The 21,369-nt window shown below is 34.9% G+C and carries 19 protein-coding genes; 14 read left to right on the top strand and 5 right to left on the bottom strand.

All coding sequences use genetic code 11. The features are described from left to right. Nucleotides 1-3: 3 nt before the first annotated feature. From DN389_RS22875 to DN389_RS22860, 4 genes are all read left to right on the top strand, one after another. Nucleotides 4-1,179: a S1C family serine protease gene (locus DN389_RS22875; protein WP_149237648.1), complete on the top strand. Its 1,176-nt coding sequence runs from the start codon at nt 4-6 to the stop codon at nt 1,177-1,179. A gap of 53 nt (nt 1,180-1,232) precedes the next feature. Next, nucleotides 1,233-1,418, top strand: coding sequence for a CxxH/CxxC protein (locus DN389_RS22870; protein WP_001052831.1), 186 nt, complete (start codon nt 1,233-1,235; stop codon nt 1,416-1,418). Between the two features lie 59 nt (nt 1,419-1,477). Further along, nucleotides 1,478-1,957 (top strand): 23S rRNA (pseudouridine(1915)-N(3))-methyltransferase RlmH, encoded by a 480-nt coding sequence (rlmH, locus tag DN389_RS22865; RefSeq protein WP_001027003.1) that lies wholly within the window; start codon nt 1,478-1,480, stop codon nt 1,955-1,957. A gap of 170 nt (nt 1,958-2,127) precedes the next feature. Further along, nucleotides 2,128-3,006 (top strand): radical SAM/SPASM domain-containing protein, encoded by an 879-nt coding sequence (locus DN389_RS22860; protein ID WP_000713629.1) that lies wholly within the window; start codon nt 2,128-2,130, stop codon nt 3,004-3,006. Between the two features lie 36 nt (nt 3,007-3,042). Here DN389_RS22860 and pepF read toward each other — a convergent pair whose 3' ends face one another. Beyond that, on the bottom strand, nt 3,043-4,860 hold the full coding sequence (gene pepF / locus DN389_RS22855; protein ID WP_149237647.1) for an oligoendopeptidase F: 1,818 nt from the start codon (nt 4,858-4,860) through the stop codon (nt 3,043-3,045). Between the two features lie 136 nt (nt 4,861-4,996). After that, nucleotides 4,997-5,980 (bottom strand): GMP reductase, encoded by a 984-nt coding sequence (gene guaC, locus DN389_RS22850; protein WP_000432444.1) that lies wholly within the window; start codon nt 5,978-5,980, stop codon nt 4,997-4,999. 509 nt (nt 5,981-6,489) lie between these two features. Here guaC and DN389_RS22845 point away from each other — a divergent pair. Next, nucleotides 6,490-7,935 (top strand): DEAD/DEAH box helicase, encoded by a 1,446-nt coding sequence (locus tag DN389_RS22845; protein WP_046958612.1) that lies wholly within the window; start codon nt 6,490-6,492, stop codon nt 7,933-7,935. Nucleotides 7,936-7,977: 42 nt separating this feature from the next. On the opposite strand, the gene DN389_RS22840 is transcribed toward DN389_RS22845, so the two are convergent. Further along, entirely contained in the window at nt 7,978-8,538 is a 561-nt protein-coding gene (locus DN389_RS22840) for a DUF1836 domain-containing protein (RefSeq protein ID WP_000427891.1), read from the bottom strand. A 164-nt stretch (nt 8,539-8,702) separates the two neighbouring features. On the opposite strand from DN389_RS22840, the gene trhA reads away from it, so the two are divergent. The 4 genes from trhA (at nt 8,703) to DN389_RS22820 (ending at nt 12,618) form a co-directional block, all read left to right on the top strand. Continuing rightward, complete coding sequence (trhA, locus tag DN389_RS22835; protein WP_000995371.1) at nt 8,703-9,350, top strand: PAQR family membrane homeostasis protein TrhA; 648 nt, start codon at nt 8,703-8,705, stop codon at nt 9,348-9,350. A 213-nt stretch (nt 9,351-9,563) separates the two neighbouring features. After that, entirely contained in the window at nt 9,564-10,580 is a 1,017-nt protein-coding gene (galE, locus tag DN389_RS22830; protein ID WP_088123828.1) for a UDP-glucose 4-epimerase GalE, read from the top strand. A gap of 460 nt (nt 10,581-11,040) precedes the next feature. Then, a complete protein-coding gene (locus DN389_RS22825) occupies nt 11,041-11,631 on the top strand; it encodes an AmiS/UreI family transporter (protein ID WP_000542569.1) in 591 nt (196 codons plus the stop codon). A gap of 99 nt (nt 11,632-11,730) precedes the next feature. Further along, nucleotides 11,731-12,618: an NAD-dependent epimerase/dehydratase family protein gene (locus tag DN389_RS22820; protein ID WP_149237646.1), complete on the top strand. Its 888-nt coding sequence runs from the start codon at nt 11,731-11,733 to the stop codon at nt 12,616-12,618. 88 nt (nt 12,619-12,706) lie between these two features. Here the strand turns inward: DN389_RS22820 and sodA are convergent, their stop codons facing one another. After that, nucleotides 12,707-13,333, bottom strand: coding sequence for a superoxide dismutase [Mn] (gene sodA, locus DN389_RS22815; RefSeq protein ID WP_088123827.1), 627 nt, complete (start codon nt 13,331-13,333; stop codon nt 12,707-12,709). A gap of 217 nt (nt 13,334-13,550) precedes the next feature. Between sodA and DN389_RS22805 the strand changes: the two genes are divergently transcribed. Further along, nucleotides 13,551-14,621, top strand: coding sequence for a nitric oxide synthase oxygenase (locus tag DN389_RS22805; RefSeq protein ID WP_088123826.1), 1,071 nt, complete (start codon nt 13,551-13,553; stop codon nt 14,619-14,621). 361 nt (nt 14,622-14,982) lie between these two features. After that, nucleotides 14,983-16,551, top strand: a complete 1,569-nt coding sequence (locus DN389_RS22800; protein ID WP_149237645.1) for a BCCT family transporter — start codon at nt 14,983-14,985, stop codon at nt 16,549-16,551. A 108-nt stretch (nt 16,552-16,659) separates the two neighbouring features. On the opposite strand, the gene DN389_RS22795 is transcribed toward DN389_RS22800, so the two are convergent. Continuing rightward, entirely contained in the window at nt 16,660-17,958 is a 1,299-nt protein-coding gene (locus tag DN389_RS22795; RefSeq protein ID WP_098191147.1) for an MFS transporter, read from the bottom strand. Between the two features lie 328 nt (nt 17,959-18,286). Between DN389_RS22795 and lytS the strand changes: the two genes are divergently transcribed. From lytS to lrgA, 3 genes are all read left to right on the top strand, one after another. Further along, complete coding sequence (gene lytS / locus DN389_RS22790; RefSeq protein WP_000933595.1) at nt 18,287-20,056, top strand: two-component system sensor histidine kinase LytS; 1,770 nt, start codon at nt 18,287-18,289, stop codon at nt 20,054-20,056. Further along, on the top strand, nt 20,034-20,774 hold the full coding sequence (locus DN389_RS22785; RefSeq protein WP_000921823.1) for a LytR/AlgR family response regulator transcription factor: 741 nt from the start codon (nt 20,034-20,036) through the stop codon (nt 20,772-20,774). Before lytS ends, DN389_RS22785 begins: the two co-directional genes overlap by 23 nt. A gap of 133 nt (nt 20,775-20,907) precedes the next feature. After that, complete coding sequence (gene lrgA / locus DN389_RS22780) at nt 20,908-21,339, top strand: antiholin-like murein hydrolase modulator LrgA (protein ID WP_000104908.1); 432 nt, start codon at nt 20,908-20,910, stop codon at nt 21,337-21,339. The last annotated feature ends 30 nt before the right edge of the window (nt 21,340-21,369 follow it).

Raw genomic sequence — 21,369 nt, 5'->3', positions numbered from 1 at the left:
AATATGTCCTTTATTGATGAAGAAAATTATCGTATGAAACGTGCAAGAAAAAAGAAGCATAAAGGTATTGTTGTTTCTAGTATAGCAGGAACAATTGTAGGAGCTTCGTTATTTGCATTTGGAGCTCCTTTATTTGCGAATGATGCGGGGGCGCTTCCGCAAGCTGAAGCAAGTGGAAGTAATATGGCTGAAGCTCAAGGAATTAAACAGATTAGCTTCGTTGATGCTGTTGATCGTGCGTCTGAAGCTGTTGTTGGCGTTATTAATATTCAAAGAGATAATTTTTCAGAGGCAGATTCAGAAGCTGGTACAGGATCGGGTGTAATTTATAAAAAGACAGATGGCCAAGCTTATATTGTAACGAATAATCATGTTGTCGCTGGAGCAAATCGTATTGAAGTAAGTTTAAGTGACGGTAAGAAGGTTCCCGGGAAAGTATTAGGAACCGATGTAGTCACAGATTTAGCTGTACTAGAAATAGATGCAAAGCATGTGAAAAAAATAATTGAAATTGGCGATTCTAATACTGTTCGTAGAGGGGAGCCGGTCATTGCGATTGGAAACCCACTGGGGCTGCAATTTTCTGGAACTGTCACACAAGGCATTATTTCGGCTAATGAACGTATTGTCCCTGTAGATTTAGATCAAGATGGACATTATGATTGGCAAGTAGAAGTTTTGCAAACAGACGCAGCGATTAATCCAGGTAATAGTGGTGGTGCGCTTGTAAACGCGGCAGGTCAATTAATAGGCATTAACTCAATGAAAATTGCAGCAAAAGAAGTAGAAGGAATTGGACTAGCTATTCCAGTTACTAGAGCTGTTCCAATTATGAATGAATTAGAGAAGTACGGAAAAGTAAGGAGACCGTATGTTGGAATTGAACTTAGATCGTTAAATGAGATTCCAAATTACCATTGGTCAAAAACATTGCATTTACCAGGCAATGTAACAGAGGGAGTTTGCATTTTAGATGTGAAGAGTCCTTCGCCAGGTGTAGATGCTGGTTTACGAGAACACGATGTGATTGTAGCAGTAGATGGAAAACCGGTTCGCGATATTATCGGATTCCGTACGGCCTTATATGATAAAAAAATTAATGATAAAATGACTCTTACGTTTTATCGTGGTACAAAACGAGCAACAACAACGGTTAAACTAGGCATTCAAAAGTATTAAAAACAGGAGGGCCTACCTCCTGTTTTCTATTGTAGAAAAGTGAGGTGAAGAATATGAATTTACCTTGTTGTTTAGAACATGTTGAATTAGCTTTAGATATTATTGTGGATGAGTGTGAAGTTGCACCAGTTATCAACAATGTGGATAACTCAGGAAAAGAGAAAAAAACATGTGAATTTTGTCAAAACGAGGCGACATATGTTGTATCGAACACAGATTCTCACACAATATGTGGGTAACAATTGTGGATATGTGGATAAGTTATGTGGATAACATGTTTGTAAGGTGGGGAATGAGTGTGAATATCTCGATTATTTCAATTGGGAAATTAAAAGAAAAATATTTAAAACAAGGTATAGCAGAATACTTAAAACGATTATCTGCATACGCAAAAGTAGAAGTAATTGAATTGCCAGATGAAAAGGCGCCAGAAAATTTAAGTGAAGCAGAAATGTTAATTGTAAAAGAAAAAGAAGGTATACGTATACTGGATAAAATTTCTGACGATACGCATGTCATTGCGTTAGCGATAGAAGGAAAGCAAAAATCATCAGAAGAATTTGCAGTAAGCTTAGATCGTCTTGCTACATATGGAAAGAGTAAAGTTGCCTTTGTAATTGGTGGATCACTTGGACTAAGTTCAGAAGTAATGAAGCGTTCAAACGAATCTCTTTCTTTTTCAAAGATGACATTACCACACCAATTAATGCGATTAGTATTGCTTGAGCAAGTGTATAGAGCGTTTCGTATTAATCGTGGAGAACCGTATCATAAATAAAATTACTTTTTGTATATAAAAAGACCATTGGAAAAAAACACCGATGGTCTTTTAAACATTAATAGGTAGTACGAAGATTTCCTAAAATAAGTATGTTTCTATTTATAAAAAAGTGTGTTGTAATATGAAGAGGAAAAAGTATAAGTAGTCATAGAAGTGAGGAATTAAAGGTGAAGAAGTTTAAAAAGTTTTACTTGGAGATTACGAGTGTATGTAATCTTGCGTGCAGCTTTTGTCCGCCGACGGAAAGGCAGAAGCAATTCATTTCTGTGGAGGATTTTGCTAAAAGATTAGACCAAATTAAACCTCACACAGACTACATTTATTTGCATGTGAAGGGTGAGCCATTGCTCCATCCGAAAATAGATCAACTATTAGATTTGAGCCATGAAAAAGGGTTTAAAGTTAATATTACAACGAACGGAACGTTAATTAATAAGAGAAGGCATAGACTGTTAAATAAGCCTGCGTTAAGACAAATGAATTTTTCACTGCACAGTTTTGATGGGCATCCAGGTTCGCAAGATAAAGAAGGTTATGTAAGGAGTATACTTTCCTTCATTAGAGAGGCGACAAGTCAATCGGATTTAATTGTTTCACTACGGTTATGGAATTTAACTCAGGATAATAAAACAAACGCTGAAATCCAGAAAAATAGAGATTTACTATCCATCATTGAAAATGAGTTTGGTCTATCTTATCAAATCGAAGAGAAGCTTACACCAGGAAAAGGTATAAAAATTGCGGAACGTGTCTTTATTAATCAAGACTATGAATTCCAGTGGCCGGCATTACATGAAGAAGAGGATGATGGAAAAGGATTCTGTCATGGTCTTCGAAATCAAGCTGGTATTTTAGCGAACGGAACGGTTATTCCTTGTTGTTTAGATGGTGAGGGGATTATTAACCTTGGGAATATTAATAATGACTCATTTTCTAACATTATAGAAGGTGAAAGAGCAACAAACATTGTCGATGGATTTTCGAAAAGAGTTGCAGTCGAAGAGCTATGCAGGAAATGTGGATACCGTAAAAGATTTGGAAAATAAATATGAAACAAGCCCTCATAAAGCGAGGGCTTGTTTTTATTCTTGATAAGAGCGTTCTAATTCATCAATTAAGGAACCGACGTAAGAAATAGCCCTGCGGATTGCATCTGGTTTTGACATATCGACTCCGGCATGCTTCATTAATTCAAGTGGTTTCATCGTACCACCAGCGCGAAGTACATCTAACCAGCGATCAACGGCAGGTTGTCCTTCCTCTTTAATCATTTGAGCTACCGCAGTAGATGCAGTGAGGCCTGCGGAATAGGTGTAAGAATATAAACCCATATAATAATGAGGTTGACGCATCCAAGTTAAGCCAGCACCTTCGTCAATTTCTACAGAATTTCCCCAGAATGTCGAAAGTACATTTGTTTTTATTTCAGTTAAAGTTGTAGCTGTAAGTGCTTCTCCTTCGTCTGCTAGGGTATATACTCTTCTTTGATATTCTCCCTCAAGTAAGTGAGTAACAAAGTTATGATAATATGTGCCAAGTAGTTGCAGAATCACCCATCTGCGCATTCGCTTGTCGTCAGTAGTTGCTAATAAATGCTGGGCTAATAGTAATTCATTCATTGTAGATGGTGCTTCAACAAAGTACATAGATGGACGTACATTCATAATACGCTGGTTTTTATTTGCTAAATAAAAATGACCAGCATGCCCAAATTCATGGGCTAATGTGAAGCATCCACGCATCGTATTTTGCCATGTAATTAAAATGTATGGATGAGAGCCATATGGGCTTGAACAAAATGCTCCGGTTGATTTGCCTACGTTATCTGCAAGATCAACCCATCTTTCTTTGAATCCTTTTTGGATAATGGAACTATATTCATCGCCTAACACCTTTAAAGAATCTTGAATTAATTTACCAGCCTCCTTGTATGTGATAGTTGGATTAAATTCGGGATCTAAAGGTGCATGTAAGTCGCAGAACAGCATTTGATCGAGTCCTAATACTTTCTTTTTTAAATCTGCAAAACGGCGCATATGAGGCGCTAATTCTTTATAAATAATATTAAGTTGATTGTTATACATTTCAAGTGGAACTTTTTGAGGTTCTAAAAGCATATGAGTAACAGATTCAAATTTGCGTAAACGAGAGAGTGTTACTTGTTTTTTTACTTCAGTAGCATATGTTGTTGCCACTGTATTCTTATATCGTTTCAAGGTGGAGATAAATGATGAGTATGCTTTTCTACGTATGTCTGCGCTTGGAGAGAACTCATATTTGCTTTCAAATAATGCAAATGATACAGGGAGTTCGTTTCCTTGTTCGTCTTGTATGGAGGTAAAATCCATATCGGCTAATTTAGTCATACCGTAAATTTTGTATGGAGAATTATGTACTTCGCCAAGTGCAGCAAGGGCTTCTTCTGTTTCAGGAGAGAGCGTGTGCTGCCTTTTTTGTAGGATGTCTAGTAATGATTTACGGAAAGGTTCGAGTTTTGTTTCTTCGTGTAAATACTTTTCAATTGTTCCTTCATCGAATGAGAGGATTTCATTATGGATAAAGGATAGTGCAGTATGTACTTTCGTCCATAAAGCAGCAATTTTGGAAGAGTTCGCTTGAATAACTGGATTTGTACGATCAGTTGATTCTTTTAAATTTGCATAGGAGTATAATTTTGTTAACTTCATTAAAAGCTCTTCTTCTAAAAGTAGGCAATGTAATAAGGTAGTGGGGCTAGTGTGTAATTGTCCTTTAAACGCATCAAGTTTTTTTATATCGTTTGTTAATACACGTAATGCAGTTTCCCACTCTTTATCAGATTCGTATAAATCAGAGAGGTCCCATGTTAGTTCAGTAGGGACTTCTGTGCGAATATGGCGTTTCTCAATTACATTTTTCATTTGTTATATCCCCCTTATTATAAGTATCTAAAAATATGATACTAGAAAATTCAGTAAAATGAAAATATTTTACATTTTTATATATGAAAAAGAAGGACAAGCATAAAATGCTTGTCCTTCGAGTTAAATTTAAAAATTAATATACTTTATCACCGTTGAAAATAGAGTTTTTCACGACTACATAATCTACAGTACGAATTGAGTCTAATTTTGTTCCACCAGCGTAAGAGATAGAAGATTGAAGATCTTGTTCCATTTCGATTAAAGTGTCTTCTAAAGAACCTTTATGCTCAACGAACATTTTCTTACCTTCAACGTTTTTCTTCTCGCCTTTTTGGAATTCAGAAGCTGAACCGAAGTACTCTTTATAAAGTTTGCCGTCTTTTTCAATTGTTTCCCCTGGAGACTCTTCATGACCAGCGAATAGAGAACCGATCATAACCATAGTCGCCCCAAATCGAATAGATTTAGCTACGTCGCCGTGTGTACGAATACCACCGTCAGCGATAATTGGCTTACTTGCAGCTTTTGCACACCAGCGAAGTGCAGCTAGTTGCCAACCGCCAGTTCCAAAGCCTGTTTTAATTTTAGTAATACAAACTTTACCAGGTCCAATACCGACTTTTGTTGCGTCAGCACCAGCGTTTTCTAATTCTCTTACCGCTTCTGGAGTTCCAACGTTTCCAGCGATAACGAAGCTTTCTGGTAAATGCTTTTTAATATGTTGAATCATGTTGATTACAGCATTAGAATGTCCGTGTGCAATATCAATCGTGATGTATTCAGGTGTAAGTTGCTCAGCAGCTAATTGTTGTACGAATTCATATTCGTCCTCTTTTACACCAACGCTAATAGAAGCGATTAATCCACGTGATTGCATATCTCTAATAAATGAGATACGTTTCTCTGGCTGGAAACGATGCATGATATAGAAGTAATTGTTTTCAGCTAAATAAGTTGCAATTCTTTCATCAATAATCGTTTGCATATTTGCAGGTACGACAGGTAATTTAAATTTATGTTTACCTAAAGTGACAGTTGTATCACATTCAGAGCGGCTGTTTACAATACATTTTGCAGGAATTAATTGAATATCTTCATAGTCGAATACGTTTTCCATCATTTACACCCCTAAAATACGAATATTTTATTTCTATTAATTAAAAATGTTCGTCCATAGGATAATTTACATCATTTTTATGAAGAAGTCAAAGTATTTCTTAACATTTTTTTAAAAAACAGAGTATATATATGATGGAATAGTGTTAAAAGCGAATTTAAAACATTATTCTATCCTTATTGTTCGTTTATTAGAATCTAGATAGGAGTGTTGTCAGTGATAACAACTATTTTATTGAAGGCAAACATTAAAAAGAAAAGGCATTATCATTTAGTTGAACATTAGATGGAATGACGGAGGTTATTTTTATTCTGAAATAATATTTCTAAAATTTTTTTCGGAATAAAGAAACCTTTTGTTTATTCCTATATAAAAAGATGAATCTTGCACGATTTGCCTTTTTATGTGAGCTTTCAAGTATAATGAATAAGGTGATAGTATCTACATGATAATTCAGTGATAGGAAACGATAAAGAAGAAAATAATACAGAATAAAATGAGGTTAATATATGAATAAAAAAAGCTTTACCAATTATGCATTAAGTAAAGAAATTGTAAGAGCACTTACTGGTTTAGGCTACGAAAATCCAACAGAAGTGCAAGGAGAGGTTATTCCAGTTGCATTGAAAAAGAAGGATCTTGTTGTAAAATCGCAAACTGGAAGTGGAAAAACAGCTTCATTCGGTATTCCACTTTGTGAAATGGTGGAATGGGAAGAGAATAAGCCACAAGCATTAGTTTTGACGCCGACGAGAGAACTTGCTGTTCAAGTGAAAGAAGATATTACGAATATAGGCCGCTTCAAAAGAATTAAGGCTGCGGCCGTTTATGGTAAGTCTCCATTTGCACGTCAAAAATTAGAGTTAAAACAAAAGACACATATCGTAGTGGGGACTCCTGGCCGTGTGTTAGATCATATTGAAAAAGGTACCCTTTCTTTAGAATGTCTGAAGTATTTAGTCATTGATGAAGCAGATGAAATGCTAAATATGGGCTTTATTGATCAAGTAGAGGCAATTATTGATGAATTACCTACAAAGCGAATGACAATGCTATTTTCGGCAACACTTCCAGAAGATGTTGAAAAGTTATCCCGTACGTATATGGATTCGCCAACGCATATTGAAATTAAGGCTGCCGGGATTACCACAGACAAAATTGAACATACACTTTTTGAGACGAGAGAAGAGGAGAAGCTTTCACTTCTTAAAGATGTAACAACAATTGAGAATCCAGATAGTTGTATTATTTTTTGCCGTACACAAGAAAATGTAGATCACGTATTTAGACAGTTAAACCGTGTTAACTATCCTTGTGACAAAATACATGGTGGTATGGTGCAAGAAGATCGTTTTGAAGTTATGGACGATTTTAGAAAAGGAAAGTTCCGTTATTTAGTAGCGACAGACGTAGCTGCTAGAGGAATTGATATTGATAATATTACACATGTTATTAACTATGATATTCCGTTAGAAAAAGAAAGTTATGTACATCGTACGGGAAGAACGGGACGAGCTGGCAATAAAGGAAAAGCTATTACATTCATAACTCCGTATGAAGATAGATTTTTAGAAGAAATTGAGGCGTACATCGGCTTTGAAATTCCAAAGGCATATGCACCTTCAAAAGAAGAGGTTATGAAAGGGAAGGCAGTATTTGAGGAAAAAATACATGCTAAACCAATTATAAAGAAAGATAAAAGTGCAGACTTAAACAAAGGGATTATGAAGCTGTACTTTAATGGTGGGAAGAAAAAGAAAATTAGAGCGGTAGATTTTGTCGGCACAATTGCTAAAATTAAAGGTGTTACAGCAGAAGATATAGGAATTATTACGATACAGGACAATGTTTCTTACGTTGAAATATTAAATGGAAAAGGACCAATTGTTTTAAAGACTATGAAAACTACAACGATTAAAGGGAAACAATTAAAAGTCCATGAAGCAATTAAGTAAATAAAAAAACTATCCACTGTAACAGGTGGATAGTTTTTTTATTTACGATTCTTTTAAATCGTCCACTAACTTCTCTGCCAATCGTCTGTACATATTACTCATCGTCACGAAGGATGTTAGTAATAAAAACTTTTCTAGCTTTTGATCTTCTAAGGAGGAAATCTCATTTACTTCCCTAATACGGTTATTTACGTCCTGTTTAAAGGTTTCCACATTGGTTTCAGTAAGAGCAAGATAATCTTTATAGAGAGTATTTAATTCGAATGTATCATCGTTTAGTAAAGGTACATTTATATTTTCTAAGGAGCTTTTTATGTCATTAATGGAAAGGGCTCCTTTTAATTGGTAAATCAAGCTAATTAGAATCATATGCTCTTTTGAATACTTTTTATTTTTAATAGGGATGAATAGTTTCCCTTTTGCGTAATTGTTAATCATTGTTTTTGTTAATACTTTTTCATCATCAGTTCTTGTTGAATCCGCATAAGTATTCTCAAATAGTTGAACAACTTGGTCTACATATAAGTCGACATTTGGGATATCCTCAAGTTTAATATTTTTTTCTAAATGTAATGATTCAAGTAATTTATTTATATTTTCCACGTAAAACCCCTCACTTTTATAACTTAGTGGAACTGAATGTTTAGTATATCTTTAAATATGGTATTACGAAACAAGTGAATTGTAAATGTTGACTAGTATAAATAATATGTATATAATTACATGTAGTTATAAAAACTACATGTAATTATATGAGGGGTGTTTATATGAATGCTTATGTAAGAGAACCGGTTAATGCATTTACTCACTTAGGAGGAGCTGTATTAGCATTTATTGCATTATTAGCTATGCTTGTGAAAGTTTCTGTTAAGATGCCATCTTTTGCTGCAATTACAGCTGTTATTTTATTCGGTATTGGGATGATGGTCCTTTATATGGCATCAGCTGTGTATCATAGTGTTGTAGCCAGTGAACGTGTTATTTATTTCTTTAGGAAGTTAGATCATTCTATGATTTTTATATTAATTGCAGGTACATATGCACCCTTTTGCTTAATTACATTAAGTTCGGCAAATGGTTTACTACTATTTTGTTTAGTTTATGCAACTGCGATTTGTGGTATTGTTTTTAAAATGTTTTGGTTTAATTGCCCAAGGTGGTTATCGACAGGAATTTATCTTCTGATGGGTTGGTTAATTGTTCTATTCTTTGCACCGCTAGCTGAGAATTTAAGTACAGGAGGTATCCTTTTCTTAGTACTTGGAGGTATTTTTTATACAATTGGTGGGTTTATTTACGGTGCTAAGCCAAAATGGTTGGAGTTTAAATATATGGGGCACCATGAAATTTTTCATGTTTTCGTATTATTAGGAAGCCTGGCACACTTTTTAAGTGTATATTGTTACGTAATTTAACAAATCAGAACGTTTGGATAGCTTTTACTAAAATTTTTGGGTAATAAAAAATGATATAGAAAAATATAGATGTTGAAGAGCTACATAACTTAAAGGTTATGTAGCTTTTTGTATAAAAGAAAATTTAAAATATTTAGAATTTATATCTTGGAATATGATAGGATAGATGTGTATTGAGATTTTATAATTGATGATAAGTGGGGGACTATATATATGGCGATACTTATAACGGGTGGAGCAGGATATATTGGTAGTCATACGTGTATAGAATTATTAAATAATAATTATAAAATTATAGTCGTAGATAATCTTTCAAATAGTTCAATAGAGTCTTTAAACCGAGTAAAAGAAATAACAGGGAAACAATTTAAATTTTATAATGAAAGTGTTTTAAATCGTGAAAAAATGAATGAGATTTTTTTGGAAAATAGCATTGAAGCGGTTATACATTTTGCTGGATTTAAAGCAGTGGGGGAATCGACTACAATCCCTCTAACATATTATTATAATAATATAATAAGTACAATCATACTATGTGATGTGATGCAGAAACATCATGTTAAAAAATTTATTTTTAGTTCATCTGCAACTGTATATGGAATTCCAAAAACGTCACCAATTACAGAAGAATTTCCATTAAGCGTGACAAATCCATATGGGCAAACAAAGTTAATGATAGAGCAAATTATGCGTGATGTTGCAAAAGCTGATGGTGAATGGAGTATCGCGTTACTTCGTTATTTCAACCCATTTGGGGCGCATCAAAGTGGTCGTATTGGAGAAGATCCAAATGGGATTCCGAATAATTTAATGCCATATGTAACACAAGTAGCGGTAGGGAAGTTAAAGGAATTAAATATATTTGGAAATGACTATCCAACAAAAGACGGGACAGGTGTTCGTGATTATATTCACGTTGTTGACCTTGCAAAAGGACATGTAAAGGCACTTGAGAAAGTGCTTGAAACTACAGGAATAGATGCATATAACCTTGGTACAGGGAAAGGGTATAGTGTATTGGAGATGGTTAATGCTTTTGAGAAGGTTTCGGGCAAAAAAATACCTTATAAAATTATCGGGCGTCGTCCTGGTGATGTAGCGGTATGTTTTGCTGATGTATCTAAAGCGAAACGAGAATTAGGGTGGGAAGCGGAATATGGGTTAGAAGAGATGTGCTTAGATTCTTGGAGATGGCAGGTAAATAATAAAAACGGCTATCAAATAATTTAAGGTAGTTAGTAAAGCATTCTCTTATTAATTTGTAGGATATTTTATGTATATAATAAATTGTATTCTTTATTATGTTGCTTGGGGTCAGTAATATGTTCAACTTAGGAAAGAGAATGTAATAAAATATTACTGACCATAGCATTTGAATAGCAACCGGTTCTATTGAAAAGTATTCCAATACTTGTATCATTGTTAAAGTACGTTTATAATCAAATAATCTTATTGGCTATTTGCTTGAATTACGTATTATTGAAAGCGTTTTTATTGCGTGATATATTTTGATTGACATCATTACTGTATGAAAAGGGTTTTTCTATTGTTTTTTAAGGTAGGAAGTCTGACTTATTTTCGAAAAAACTTTGTATGTAGTTGTAAGTAAGAAGGAGAATAAGGAATAATATAATTTTTACAAGACGGGGAGGGTACAGTGTGAAAATATAAGGTTTTCACATGAGGATATATGGGGTATGTAGGATTATTACTTTCGGGTGCAGCTTTATTTTTAAATAGTCTTGTTATATTAGGGAAAGCAGAGATGAAAAGTGCGGGTGTTTTTAATTTATTTGTGGGTGCACTACAAATTATTATTCCGTTCTATTTGATCATGATTTCTGACCAAAGCAATTGGACAGTGTATTCATATGCAGCTACTTTCTTATTTGGATTAACCTATTTATATGTAGGTGTTACCTTTATAAAAGGAATGGATAGTAGCGGTTTAGGTTGGTTTTGTATTTGGGTAGCAATTATTGCTTTATTCTATATGGTTGTTTCATTTGTTCAATTTCACGATGTTGTTAATGCATTAACGTGGTTTATGTGGGCATTACTTTGGTATTTATTCTTTGTATTAAATACACAAAAGAAGAATATCAATCAATACCTTGGAAGAATTGCCTTCGTACAATCATGGGTAACATTGACGTTGCCTTCACTCTTTTATTTTATGGGAGTATGGGGAGAGGGATTCGTATATGAACTATGGGTTTATGTATCCGTAATTTCTATTTTATACTTCTGTTATTGTATTTATAAATATCGAGTACGTTAATATATTTTCTGTAGAAAAGCATGGAATCGTTAAACGAATTCCATGCTTTTTCTATATTAGCATTTATAATAGAGAGGTAGTATTTTACAATTTATCAAAATGGGGATGATGAATTTGAAAAAAGTATTGGTGCTAGGGGGAACAAGATTTTTTGGTAAACATTTAGTAGAAGCACTTTTGCAAGCTGGACACGATGTAACAATTGCGACGAGAGGCATTACTGAAGATTCTTTTGGAAGTGTAGTAAACAGATTGATTGTAGATAGAGAAGACGAAAAACAACTAGCTGAGCGTCTAGAAGATAAAAGTTATGATATCGTATACGATAATTTATGCTATAGCTCGAATGCGGCGAAGATAGTATGTGAAGTGTTACGAGGAAAAACGAAGAAATACGTTATGACATCTTCAATGGCTGTTTACGAGCCAGCGATAGGCTTGTTAGAAGAGAACTTTAATCCGTACGAGTATGCTATTACGTATGGTGGTAGGAAGGATTTTACTTATAGTGAAGGAAAGAGAGTAGCCGAAGCGGTTTCATTTCAACAAGCAACATTCCCAGTTGTTGCAGTACGTTTTCCGGTTGTTATTGGAGAAAACGATTATACGAAAAGGTTACAATTTTACGTTGAACATATTGTGAGGCAAGAACCTGTCGCCGTGAATGGTCTAGATGGAGAGTTGTCATTTATACATGAAAAAGAAGCAGGAGAATTTTTAGTTTGGTGCGGGATGAAGGACATAGAAGGGCCAATTAATGCTTGTAGCAATGGGGTAGTTTCTACTCGAGAAGTTATTCATTTCATAGAAGAAAATACGAGAATAAAAGCACTCGTTCAAGAAGTAGGAGATAATGCAGCGCCTTATAATGAAGTGATTAATTGTACATTACATAATGGAAAAGCTAGTGAATTAGGATTCCCGTTCCGAGAATTGAAAATAGAAATAGAACAAGTATTACGTTATTACATACATGCAATGAAATAATCATAAATCCCCCGGTGGCAATCCGGGGGATTCTGGAGGATTTCGACAATACTAATTTTACATTACCAAACTTACCTTATACGCACGACTAATGTTTTTGTGATTGCATTGCTTGTAAATACTTTTCATTTACCTGGTCCCAGTTCACTGTATGCCACCAGTTGGTAACAAATTCTGGACGCCGATTTTGATACTTTAAATAATAGGCATGTTCCCATACATCGATGACGAGTAATGGAATTTTACCTTCTTGCAAAGGTGTATCTTGATTAGGTGTACTCATAACAGTAAGTTCTTCACCATCAAGGACAAGCCACCCATAGCCACTTCCAAAACGGCTAATTGCTGCTTTGGACAGTTGATCTTTTAAGTTGTCAAAGGTATTGAAATAATAATCAATTACTTTTGCAACGTCTCCATTAGGCTCGCCGCCACCTCGTGGGCTCATCACTTCCCAAAAAAGACTATGACAATAATGTCCACCACCGTTATTTCTGACAGCTGTAACAATTTCTTTTGGTAAAGTTTCTAAATTACATAGTAACTCTTCTACAGGTTTATTATGTAATTCCGTATAGTTTTCTAAAACGGCATTCAAGTTATTTACGTATGCCGCATGGTGCTTTCCATGATGAATAGAAAGCGTGTTGCTATCGATATATGGCTCTAGTTCATCATAGTCATATGAAAGCTTTGGCAATTGAAATGAAGACATAACATTCCCTCCTTTCTTATTTAAAAGTTGGTCTAGGTAAAAATAATTTACCTGAGTCAAAAATACACCTATTTTTTATACAAGTCAATAGTAATCTCTTTAATTTTCTGAAAAATATTACAATAAAAGTAACACTTCGACTTTCATTTGTGACTCTTATTCTTTTTGCTTATACTGTAAAGTAGTAACGTTTTGTTGAAATAGAAGGAGATCGTTTATGAGTAAAACGAAACAATTAATAGAGGAAGCGAGTCATTTTATTACGGTTTGCTATAAAGAACTTAATAAAGAACAATTCATAGAAGAGAGAATAAAAGAAATTCAAGTTGAGATAGAGAAGACGGGGACGTATGAGCATACATTTGAAGAACTTGTTCATGGATCACGAATGGCATGGCGCAATAGTAATCGATGTATTGGAAGACTATTTTGGAGTAAGATGCACATATTAGATGCACGTGAAGTAAATGATGAGGAAGGTGTATACAATGCATTAATTCATCATATTAAATATGCAACGAACGATGGGAAAGTTAAACCGACAATTACAATTTTTAAGCAATATCAAGGTGAAGAAAATAATATACGAATTTATAATCACCAATTGATTAGGTATGCAGGATATAAAACAGAAATGGGAGTGATTGGTGACTCTCATTCCACTGCGTTTACGGATTTTTGTCAGGAACTTGGCTGGCAAGGAGAAGGTATGAATTTCGATGTATTGCCACTTGTTTTTTCTGTCGATGGAAAAGAACCTGTATATAAAGAAATTCCTAAAAAAGAAGTGAAAGAGGTACCAATTGAACATCCAGAGTACCCAATCTCATCTTTAGGAGCAAAATGGTATGGGGTTCCAATGATTTCAGATATGCGCTTAGAAATTGGCGGTATTTCCTATACAGCTGCTCCGTTCAATGGATGGTATATGGGGACGGAGATTGGGGCGCGTAACTTAGCGGATCATGATCGTTATAATTTACTGCCGGCTGTTGCGGAGATGATGAAGCTCGATACATCGAGAAACGGTACGTTATGGAAAGATAAGGCGTTAATTGAATTAAACGTAGCTGTGTTACATTCCTTTAAAAAACAAGGAGTTAGTATTGTTGACCATCATACTGCTGCACAACAATTTCAACAATTTGAGAAGCAAGAAGTAGCTTGTGGTCGTGTTGTAACGGGCAATTGGGTGTGGCTCATTCCGCCATTATCTCCAGCTACCACTCATATTTATCATAAACCGTATCCGAATGAAATTTTGAAGCCAAATTTCTTTCATAAATAATATTTAGTATAGTTTTTTTATGCAAATTATAATTTTTTTTAATTACTGTTACGTAGCAAATGGAAGCCTTTACTCTCGGATATTTTTGGAAGGAGCTTTTTGAACCAAGGAGTTCCTTATGTTATAATCAAATTTCTGTTTCGAAGACCTTATAGAAATATAAGGTTTTTTGTTTTGCTTTTTTATGTAATAGGAATAGAAATTTTCTTTTAAATAAGGGATTTAGCATATTTTTAGGGACAACATAAGTGTGTAGAAAATTGATGAATTATTATGCTTATATAATCATTGTGTTTTGGATGTAAACAATAAAACATAATAAAGTTGTTTTTTTAGATTGCTGAGGAAGGAGGAAGTGTAAATGAGAATGAAGAGTCGAAAAACGGATTGGCCTGTATTTCTTATTAGTGGTGGCTCACTTTTATTATTTGTAATTGCAGTTATTTTAAATAAAAGTTACGTAGAGGGAGTCATTAATAGCAGTTTTGCAGCTTCAATTAAATATTTTGGTGCCTTTTGGCAAGTTTTATTAATTGGCACATTTGTTGTTGCAATGTGTATGGCATTTTCGAAATATGGGAGAGTTAAACTTGGGGGGCTAGAAAAACCTGAGATTAGTACGACAAAATGGCTCGCTATTATTATGTCTACATTACTTGCTGGAGGTGGCGTTTTTTGGGCAGCCGCAGAGCCGATGTACCATTTGATGACGGTGCCACCAATACATGAAGGTATAACTGCTGGGACGAAAGAAGCGGTAATGCCTGCTTTAGCACAAAGTTATATGCACTGGGGTTTCCTGGCTTGGACGATTTTAGGTACAATTAGTGCGGTAGTTATGATGTACGGGCATTATCATAAAGATATGCCGTTAAAACCTCGAACGCTTTTATATCCTATCTTTGGGGAGAGATTGCGAAAGAGTTGGCTTGGAACAATGATCGATGTATTTGCCATTATTGCGGTAGCTGCAGGGACGATTGGTCCAATCGGATTTTTAGGACTACAAGCAAGTTATGGGTTACAAGCATTGTTTAACATTCCTGATGTGTTTACTACTCAATTAGCCATTATTGTTTGTGTAGTAGCTGTTTCTACTATATCTGCGGTAACGGGAATTGATAAAGGGATTCAAATTATAAGTAATTTAAATGTTAGGTTAGCAGTTTTATTAATGGTATTCGTATTACTGTTTGGACCAGGTGGATTTATTATTGATTCATTTGTTTCTTCGTTTGGATTTTATATAAATGAATTTATTCCAATGAGCACATATCGTGGTGATACGGCTTGGTTAGGATCATGGACAATCTTTTTCTGGGGATGGTTTATTGGATACGGACCGATGATGGCAATTTTAGTGAGCCGAATTTCAAAAGGAAGAACAATCCGAGAAATCATCGTTGCAATTGGAATTATTGCACCTATTATTACAACGTTTTGGTTTACTATACTAGGGGGATCAGGTGTGTTTTATGAGTTAATGAATCCTGGTTCTATCTCGGTGGCATTAAGTGAATCTGGTATGCCAGCGGCTATGATTGCAATTACAGAGCAACTGCCACTATCTAATATTATTGGACCTGCATTTCTTTTATTAACAATTTTATTTGTAGTAACAACAGGAGATTCAATGGCTTATTCGATTTCAATGGCAGTGACTGGAGATGGAGATCCTAGAATTAGCTTGCGAGTTTTTTGGTCGCTTATTATGGGTGCAGTTGCAGCGATTCTTTTATACATGGGTGAGGGAAGTATTAACGCCTTACAATCCTTCATTGTAGTGACGGCTGTTCCAGTATCCATTCTGTTATTCCCAATGCTATGGCTAGCGCCTAAAGTTGCAGGGGAATTAGCCTTAAAACAAGGTATTGTAAAAGAAGAAGAGAAAACTTCCTTCTTGTTCCAAAAAGCTAGTAAATCAAAATAAATAATTGTATTTATATAAAAAGAGGAAGCATCTCAAATGAAATGCTTCCTCTTTACTATTTATTTAACTACTTTTCTCGAAGGAGATAGTACCCTGTACAGTTTCAATCTATTCTAATACTTTATCTTTCGTCTCTGGGACACATAATAGCATTGTAACTAAACCAATTGGATAAATAATGAAGATGAGAGATAGTGCTCCCATTAAATTACCACCTGCAGCAAGTAAGCCGATAATAACAGGTCCAAATCCAGCTAACCCACGTCCTGTACCGAAAATAAAGTTCTCTGCTGTCGAGCGAGCTTCAGCAGGGTAGTTTTCAGCTAAAACTGCTCCGAATCCCCCCATCATGCCATTGGCAAAGAATCCAAGCAGTGCACTTCCCCATAACAATGATGTTGAGTCTGTGAATAAGAAGAAGTAAATGAGACAATATATAGTACCACCGACATAATAGATTGTAAAAGTTTTACGGCGGCCAATTTTATCGGCTAGAATACCAAAAGTTGCAATTCCAATTAGCATGCCGATTGTAGAGATGAACATCCAACCGCTCGCTTTTGCTAATGTGTAGTTATATTTATTCGCTAAAATAGTTGGCATCCATGTGAAAATTCCATAATATCCGAAGTTCTGGATGAATGACATAATAATAAGACCGATTGTTGTTATCGTTACTTTTTTATTGGCAAATAACTTTCGAAGTGGGAACTTTTTCATTTGCTTTAGTTGTTCTGCCTCAGCAGTTGTTAAATGACCTTCAGCTTCTTTTTGTAACAATTCTTTTTTGTATCGTTGTTTTTGTTCCCATATTTTCGGTTCACTTAAACTTTTGCGGACGTAAACAGCTAGTAGAGCGGGAATGAGTCCAAATAAGAAAACAGCTCTCCATCCGAAATGCGGGACGATAAATGCTGGAAGGAGTGAAGCGACTAGTACGCCAAATTGCCATCCAAGTGCAACAACGGATGTCGCCTTAGCGCGCATTTCTTTAGACCATGTTTCAGTTACGATGGCCATTCCAATCCCGAATTCACCACCAACTCCCATTCCAACTAAAAAGCGAAGAATTAATAATTGCCAATAATCTGTTGCGAAATAAATAAGTGCTGTTGCGAGTGAAAATAGTAAGATTGTGAAGGCCATCGTACGGATACGCCCAAATAAATCAGCAATAAATCCGAATAAATAAGACCCGATTAGCATTCCTATTGTGGTAGCTAATGTTAAGTTTCCACCTTCAACAGGGCTCAAATGAAATTCTTTTAAAATGTAGACCAGTACGAAAGATAAGAGCAACATATCTAAACCTTCTGCTGCATATCCTAGCGCAGAACCAAGCAATGTTTTATATCTTTTCTCCTTCGTTTCCTCTGTTGTTGATTGTACATCAGTAGTAACGTTCATCATTACTCCTCCTTATTTTCTTCTACAGTCGCTATGGAAGAATAACAAAAGGCCTTCTCACCTGATATGATGAGAAGGCCAAAAAAGCATACGTATCCCTAAAAAAGACCATACGTATAGTATATTCCGACTTCCTTCTCAACCTCACGGGGTTGGGTTAAAGGACTGTATTATATTACTTTATTTTTAGCACTCTTCTATTAGATTGTCAAATAAAGAGGGGATAGTTATGTGTAAAATATTTCAAAAGATACTTCATTCTCCTTGACGCCCACTTCATTATTTTCCCATAATAAAACTAACTCATATAAAAAGGAATGAATCACAGATGCTAAATTTAGTACTTATGATGATTGAACGTGTCGGACTTATTGTTATTTTAGGATTTTTACTTTCTCATATTAAAACGTTCAGGCGCCTTCTTCATAGACAAGATGGATATGTAGATAAGCTTAAGCTTATTTGTATTTTTTCAGTGTTTACAATTGTAAGCAATTACACAGGAATTGAAATTGCCGGGAATACAATTATGAAAGAAAATTGGCTACAAGGTGTTTCGTCATCTAGTACAATTGCGAATACACGTATTATGGGTGTTGGAATTAGTGGATTGCTTGGTGGTCCTATCGTCGGCATTGGAGTGGGATCGATTGCGGGTATTCACCGTTATATGCTTGGCGGGACGACAGCGCTAAGCTGTGCAATTTCATCAATTTTAGCAGGTGTTATAACGGGGTATATTGGATACATTTTTAAAAAATATAATCGTGCAATTACGCCTAAATTTTCAGCGATTTTAAGTGTGTTTATCGTTTCTTTAGAGATGATTATGATCCTATTAATCGTAGAGGATGGGATTAGTATCGTGAAAACAATTGCGATACCAATGATACTTGTAAATAGTTTCGGGAGTTTTATTTTACTTTCTATGATACAAGCTATTTTGCGCCAGGAAGAAAATGCGAAAGCTTTACAAACGCATAAAGTATTACGAATTGCTGACAAAACATTACCATATTTTCGCCGCGGATTAACAGAGGATTCTTGTAAACATGTGGCACAAATTATTCACCGCTTTACGGGAACAGATGCGGTATCCTTAACAGATACAGAGAAAATATTAGCTCACGTTGGATTAGCGTCAGATCACCATATTCCTTCACATAGTTTAATAACTGGTTTATCGAAAGAAGTGTTGAACACAGGAAAAATAATGAAAGCGAAATCGCGTGAGGTTATTAATTGTCAACATGAAGGCTGCCCTTTGCAGGCGGCAATCGTTATTCCACTAACTTCACATGGAAATACAATTGGGACATTAAAATTATATTTTAAAAATTCTAGCCAGTTAAGTCGTGTGGAAGAGGAATTAGCAGAAGGGTTAGCAAAAATATTCTCTACACAACTTGAGTTAGGTGAAGCAGAGTTACAAAGTAAGTTATTGCAAGATGCCGAAATAAAAGCGTTACAAGCACAAATCAATCCGCATTTTTTATTTAATGCAATTAATACTGTATCGGCTTTATGCCGAACAGATGTAGAAAAAGCGAGAAAATTATTATTGCAGCTTAGCGTGTATTTTCGTTGTAATTTGCAAGGGGCACGCCAATTGCTTATTCCATTAGAACAAGAGTTAAATCATGTACATGCATATTTATCGTTAGAACAAGCGAGGTTTCCGAATAAGTATGAAGTGAAGATGTACATTGAGGAAGAGTTAAAGACGACCTTAGTTCCACCATTTGTACTGCAGTTATTAGTTGAAAATGCATTGCGCCATGCTTTTCCGAAAAAGCAGCCGGTGTGCGAAGTTGAAGTACATGTGTTTGAAAAAGAGGGGATGGTGCATTTTGAAGTCCAAGATAATGGACAAGGAATTGAGAGTGAACGTCTAGGACAATTAGGGAAAATGGTAGTTCCATCAAAGAAAGGGACTGGAACAGCTTTATATAATATTAATGAACGACTTATCGGGTTATTTGGGAAAGAGACAATGCTTCAAATTGAAAGTGAATTAGAGCAAGGGACAAAGTTCCTCTTTGTAATTCCGAAAAAAGTAGGGGAGGAAAAACGGAGTGTTAAAAGTATTAGTAGTTGATGATGAAATGTTAGCGCGTGATGAATTGAAATATTTATTAGAGCAAACGAAAGAAGTAGAGATAATTGGTGAGGCGGATTGTGTAGAGGATGCACTAGAGGAATTAATGAAAAACAAACCAGATATTGTGTTCCTAGACATTCAGCTATCTGATGATAACGGATTTGAAATTGCAAATATATTAAAGAAGATGAAAAATCCCCCTGCAATTGTGTTTGCTACTGCCTATGATCAATATGCATTGCAAGCATTTGAAGTAGATGCGTTAGACTACATTTTAAAGCCATTTGATGAAGAACGTATCGTACAGACACTAAAGAAATATAAAAAGCAAAAACAAATAAAATTAGAAACAAAACAAGAAGTAAAGAGTGTAGACGTAACGACCGAGATGCATAAATTAGCATTACCAATTGAAGAATCGATTGTACTCGTGAATATTGAAGATATTATATATGTAGGACTTGTGGACGGAAAAGTGACAGTAAAAACAATGAGAGAAACGTATGTAACACATGATACGCTTGTAATTTTGGAAAAGAAGTTGCCACAAGCAAGTTTTATGCGTGTCCATCGTAGTTTTATTGCAAATATTAATCATATTACAGAAATACAACCATGGTTCAATTCTACATATAATTTAATTATGAAAGAAGGATCAAAAGTACCTGTTAGCCGTACATATGCAAAAGAACTCAAAAAGCTACTTCGTATTTAAGAAGTAGCTTTTTGTATTTCGTCTGCCTATTTTTGTAACTAATTTTGTATATTTGACGTTCCACTATGTAAACGCTTACAGTTTTGTTTTTATCTTATACAATAAAGGTACCAAATCGAAAGAGGTGGCCAAAATGAGTACGAAAAAAGTATATAGTTTCTTATCACAAGCATTCATATTTTCAGCTATTATGTTAGTTTCTAATATTATTGCAACGCATTTACCAATTCCGATGCCTTCATCGGTGATCGGATTAGTTATTTTATTTAGCCTATTATGTTTAAAAGTTATTAAATTGGAACAAGTTGAATCACTCGGAACGGCTTTAACAGGTATTATCGGATTCCTTTTCGTTCCATCAGGTATTTCGGTTATTAATTCTCTCGGTGTAATGGGACAATATTTTGTACAAATTTTAACTGTAATTGTTGTCGCAACAATTATTTTACTCGCTGTAACAGGATTATTTGCACAATTTATTTTAGGAAAAGACGATAAAGAAATAGAAGATACGAAAGAATTGAAAGTAGTAAATAAAGGACGCAAGCACGGAAAAGTTGCGTAACCAATTTAGTATATATTGTTAGGAGGGAAT

Source organism: Bacillus sp. AY3-1 (assembly GCF_008368785.1).
Lineage (GTDB): Bacteria > Bacillota > Bacilli > Bacillales > Bacillaceae_G > Bacillus_A > Bacillus_A wiedmannii.
Note: the sequence above shows the minus strand (reverse complement) of the source record. Positions and strands in the feature narration are given on the sequence as shown.

Excerpts from the sequence above, each read along its gene's own strand:
- lytS (WP_000933595.1), top strand. The coding sequence starts at position 18,287 with ATGCTAAATTTAGTACTTATGATGATTGAACGTGTCGGACTTATTGTT.
- DN389_RS22800 (WP_149237645.1), top strand. The coding sequence starts at position 14,983 with ATGAGAATGAAGAGTCGAAAAACGGATTGGCCTGTATTTCTTATTAGT.
- pepF (WP_149237647.1), bottom strand. The coding sequence starts at position 4,860 with ATGAAAAATGTAATTGAGAAACGCCATATTCGCACAGAAGTCCCTACT.
- DN389_RS22805 (WP_088123826.1), top strand. The coding sequence starts at position 13,551 with ATGAGTAAAACGAAACAATTAATAGAGGAAGCGAGTCATTTTATTACG.
- DN389_RS22825 (WP_000542569.1), top strand. The coding sequence starts at position 11,041 with ATGGGGTATGTAGGATTATTACTTTCGGGTGCAGCTTTATTTTTAAAT.
- trhA (WP_000995371.1), top strand. The coding sequence starts at position 8,703 with ATGAATGCTTATGTAAGAGAACCGGTTAATGCATTTACTCACTTAGGA.
- DN389_RS22795 (WP_098191147.1), bottom strand. The coding sequence starts at position 17,958 with ATGAACGTTACTACTGATGTACAATCAACAACAGAGGAAACGAAGGAG.
- galE (WP_088123828.1), top strand. The coding sequence starts at position 9,564 with ATGGCGATACTTATAACGGGTGGAGCAGGATATATTGGTAGTCATACG.
- lrgA (WP_000104908.1), top strand. The coding sequence starts at position 20,908 with ATGAGTACGAAAAAAGTATATAGTTTCTTATCACAAGCATTCATATTT.
- DN389_RS22870 (WP_001052831.1), top strand. The coding sequence starts at position 1,233 with ATGAATTTACCTTGTTGTTTAGAACATGTTGAATTAGCTTTAGATATT.
- guaC (WP_000432444.1), bottom strand. The coding sequence starts at position 5,980 with ATGGAAAACGTATTCGACTATGAAGATATTCAATTAATTCCTGCAAAA.
- DN389_RS22845 (WP_046958612.1), top strand. The coding sequence starts at position 6,490 with ATGAATAAAAAAAGCTTTACCAATTATGCATTAAGTAAAGAAATTGTA.
- sodA (WP_088123827.1), bottom strand. The coding sequence starts at position 13,333 with ATGTCTTCATTTCAATTGCCAAAGCTTTCATATGACTATGATGAACTA.
- DN389_RS22820 (WP_149237646.1), top strand. The coding sequence starts at position 11,731 with ATGGGGATGATGAATTTGAAAAAAGTATTGGTGCTAGGGGGAACAAGA.
- DN389_RS22875 (WP_149237648.1), top strand. The coding sequence starts at position 4 with ATGTCCTTTATTGATGAAGAAAATTATCGTATGAAACGTGCAAGAAAA.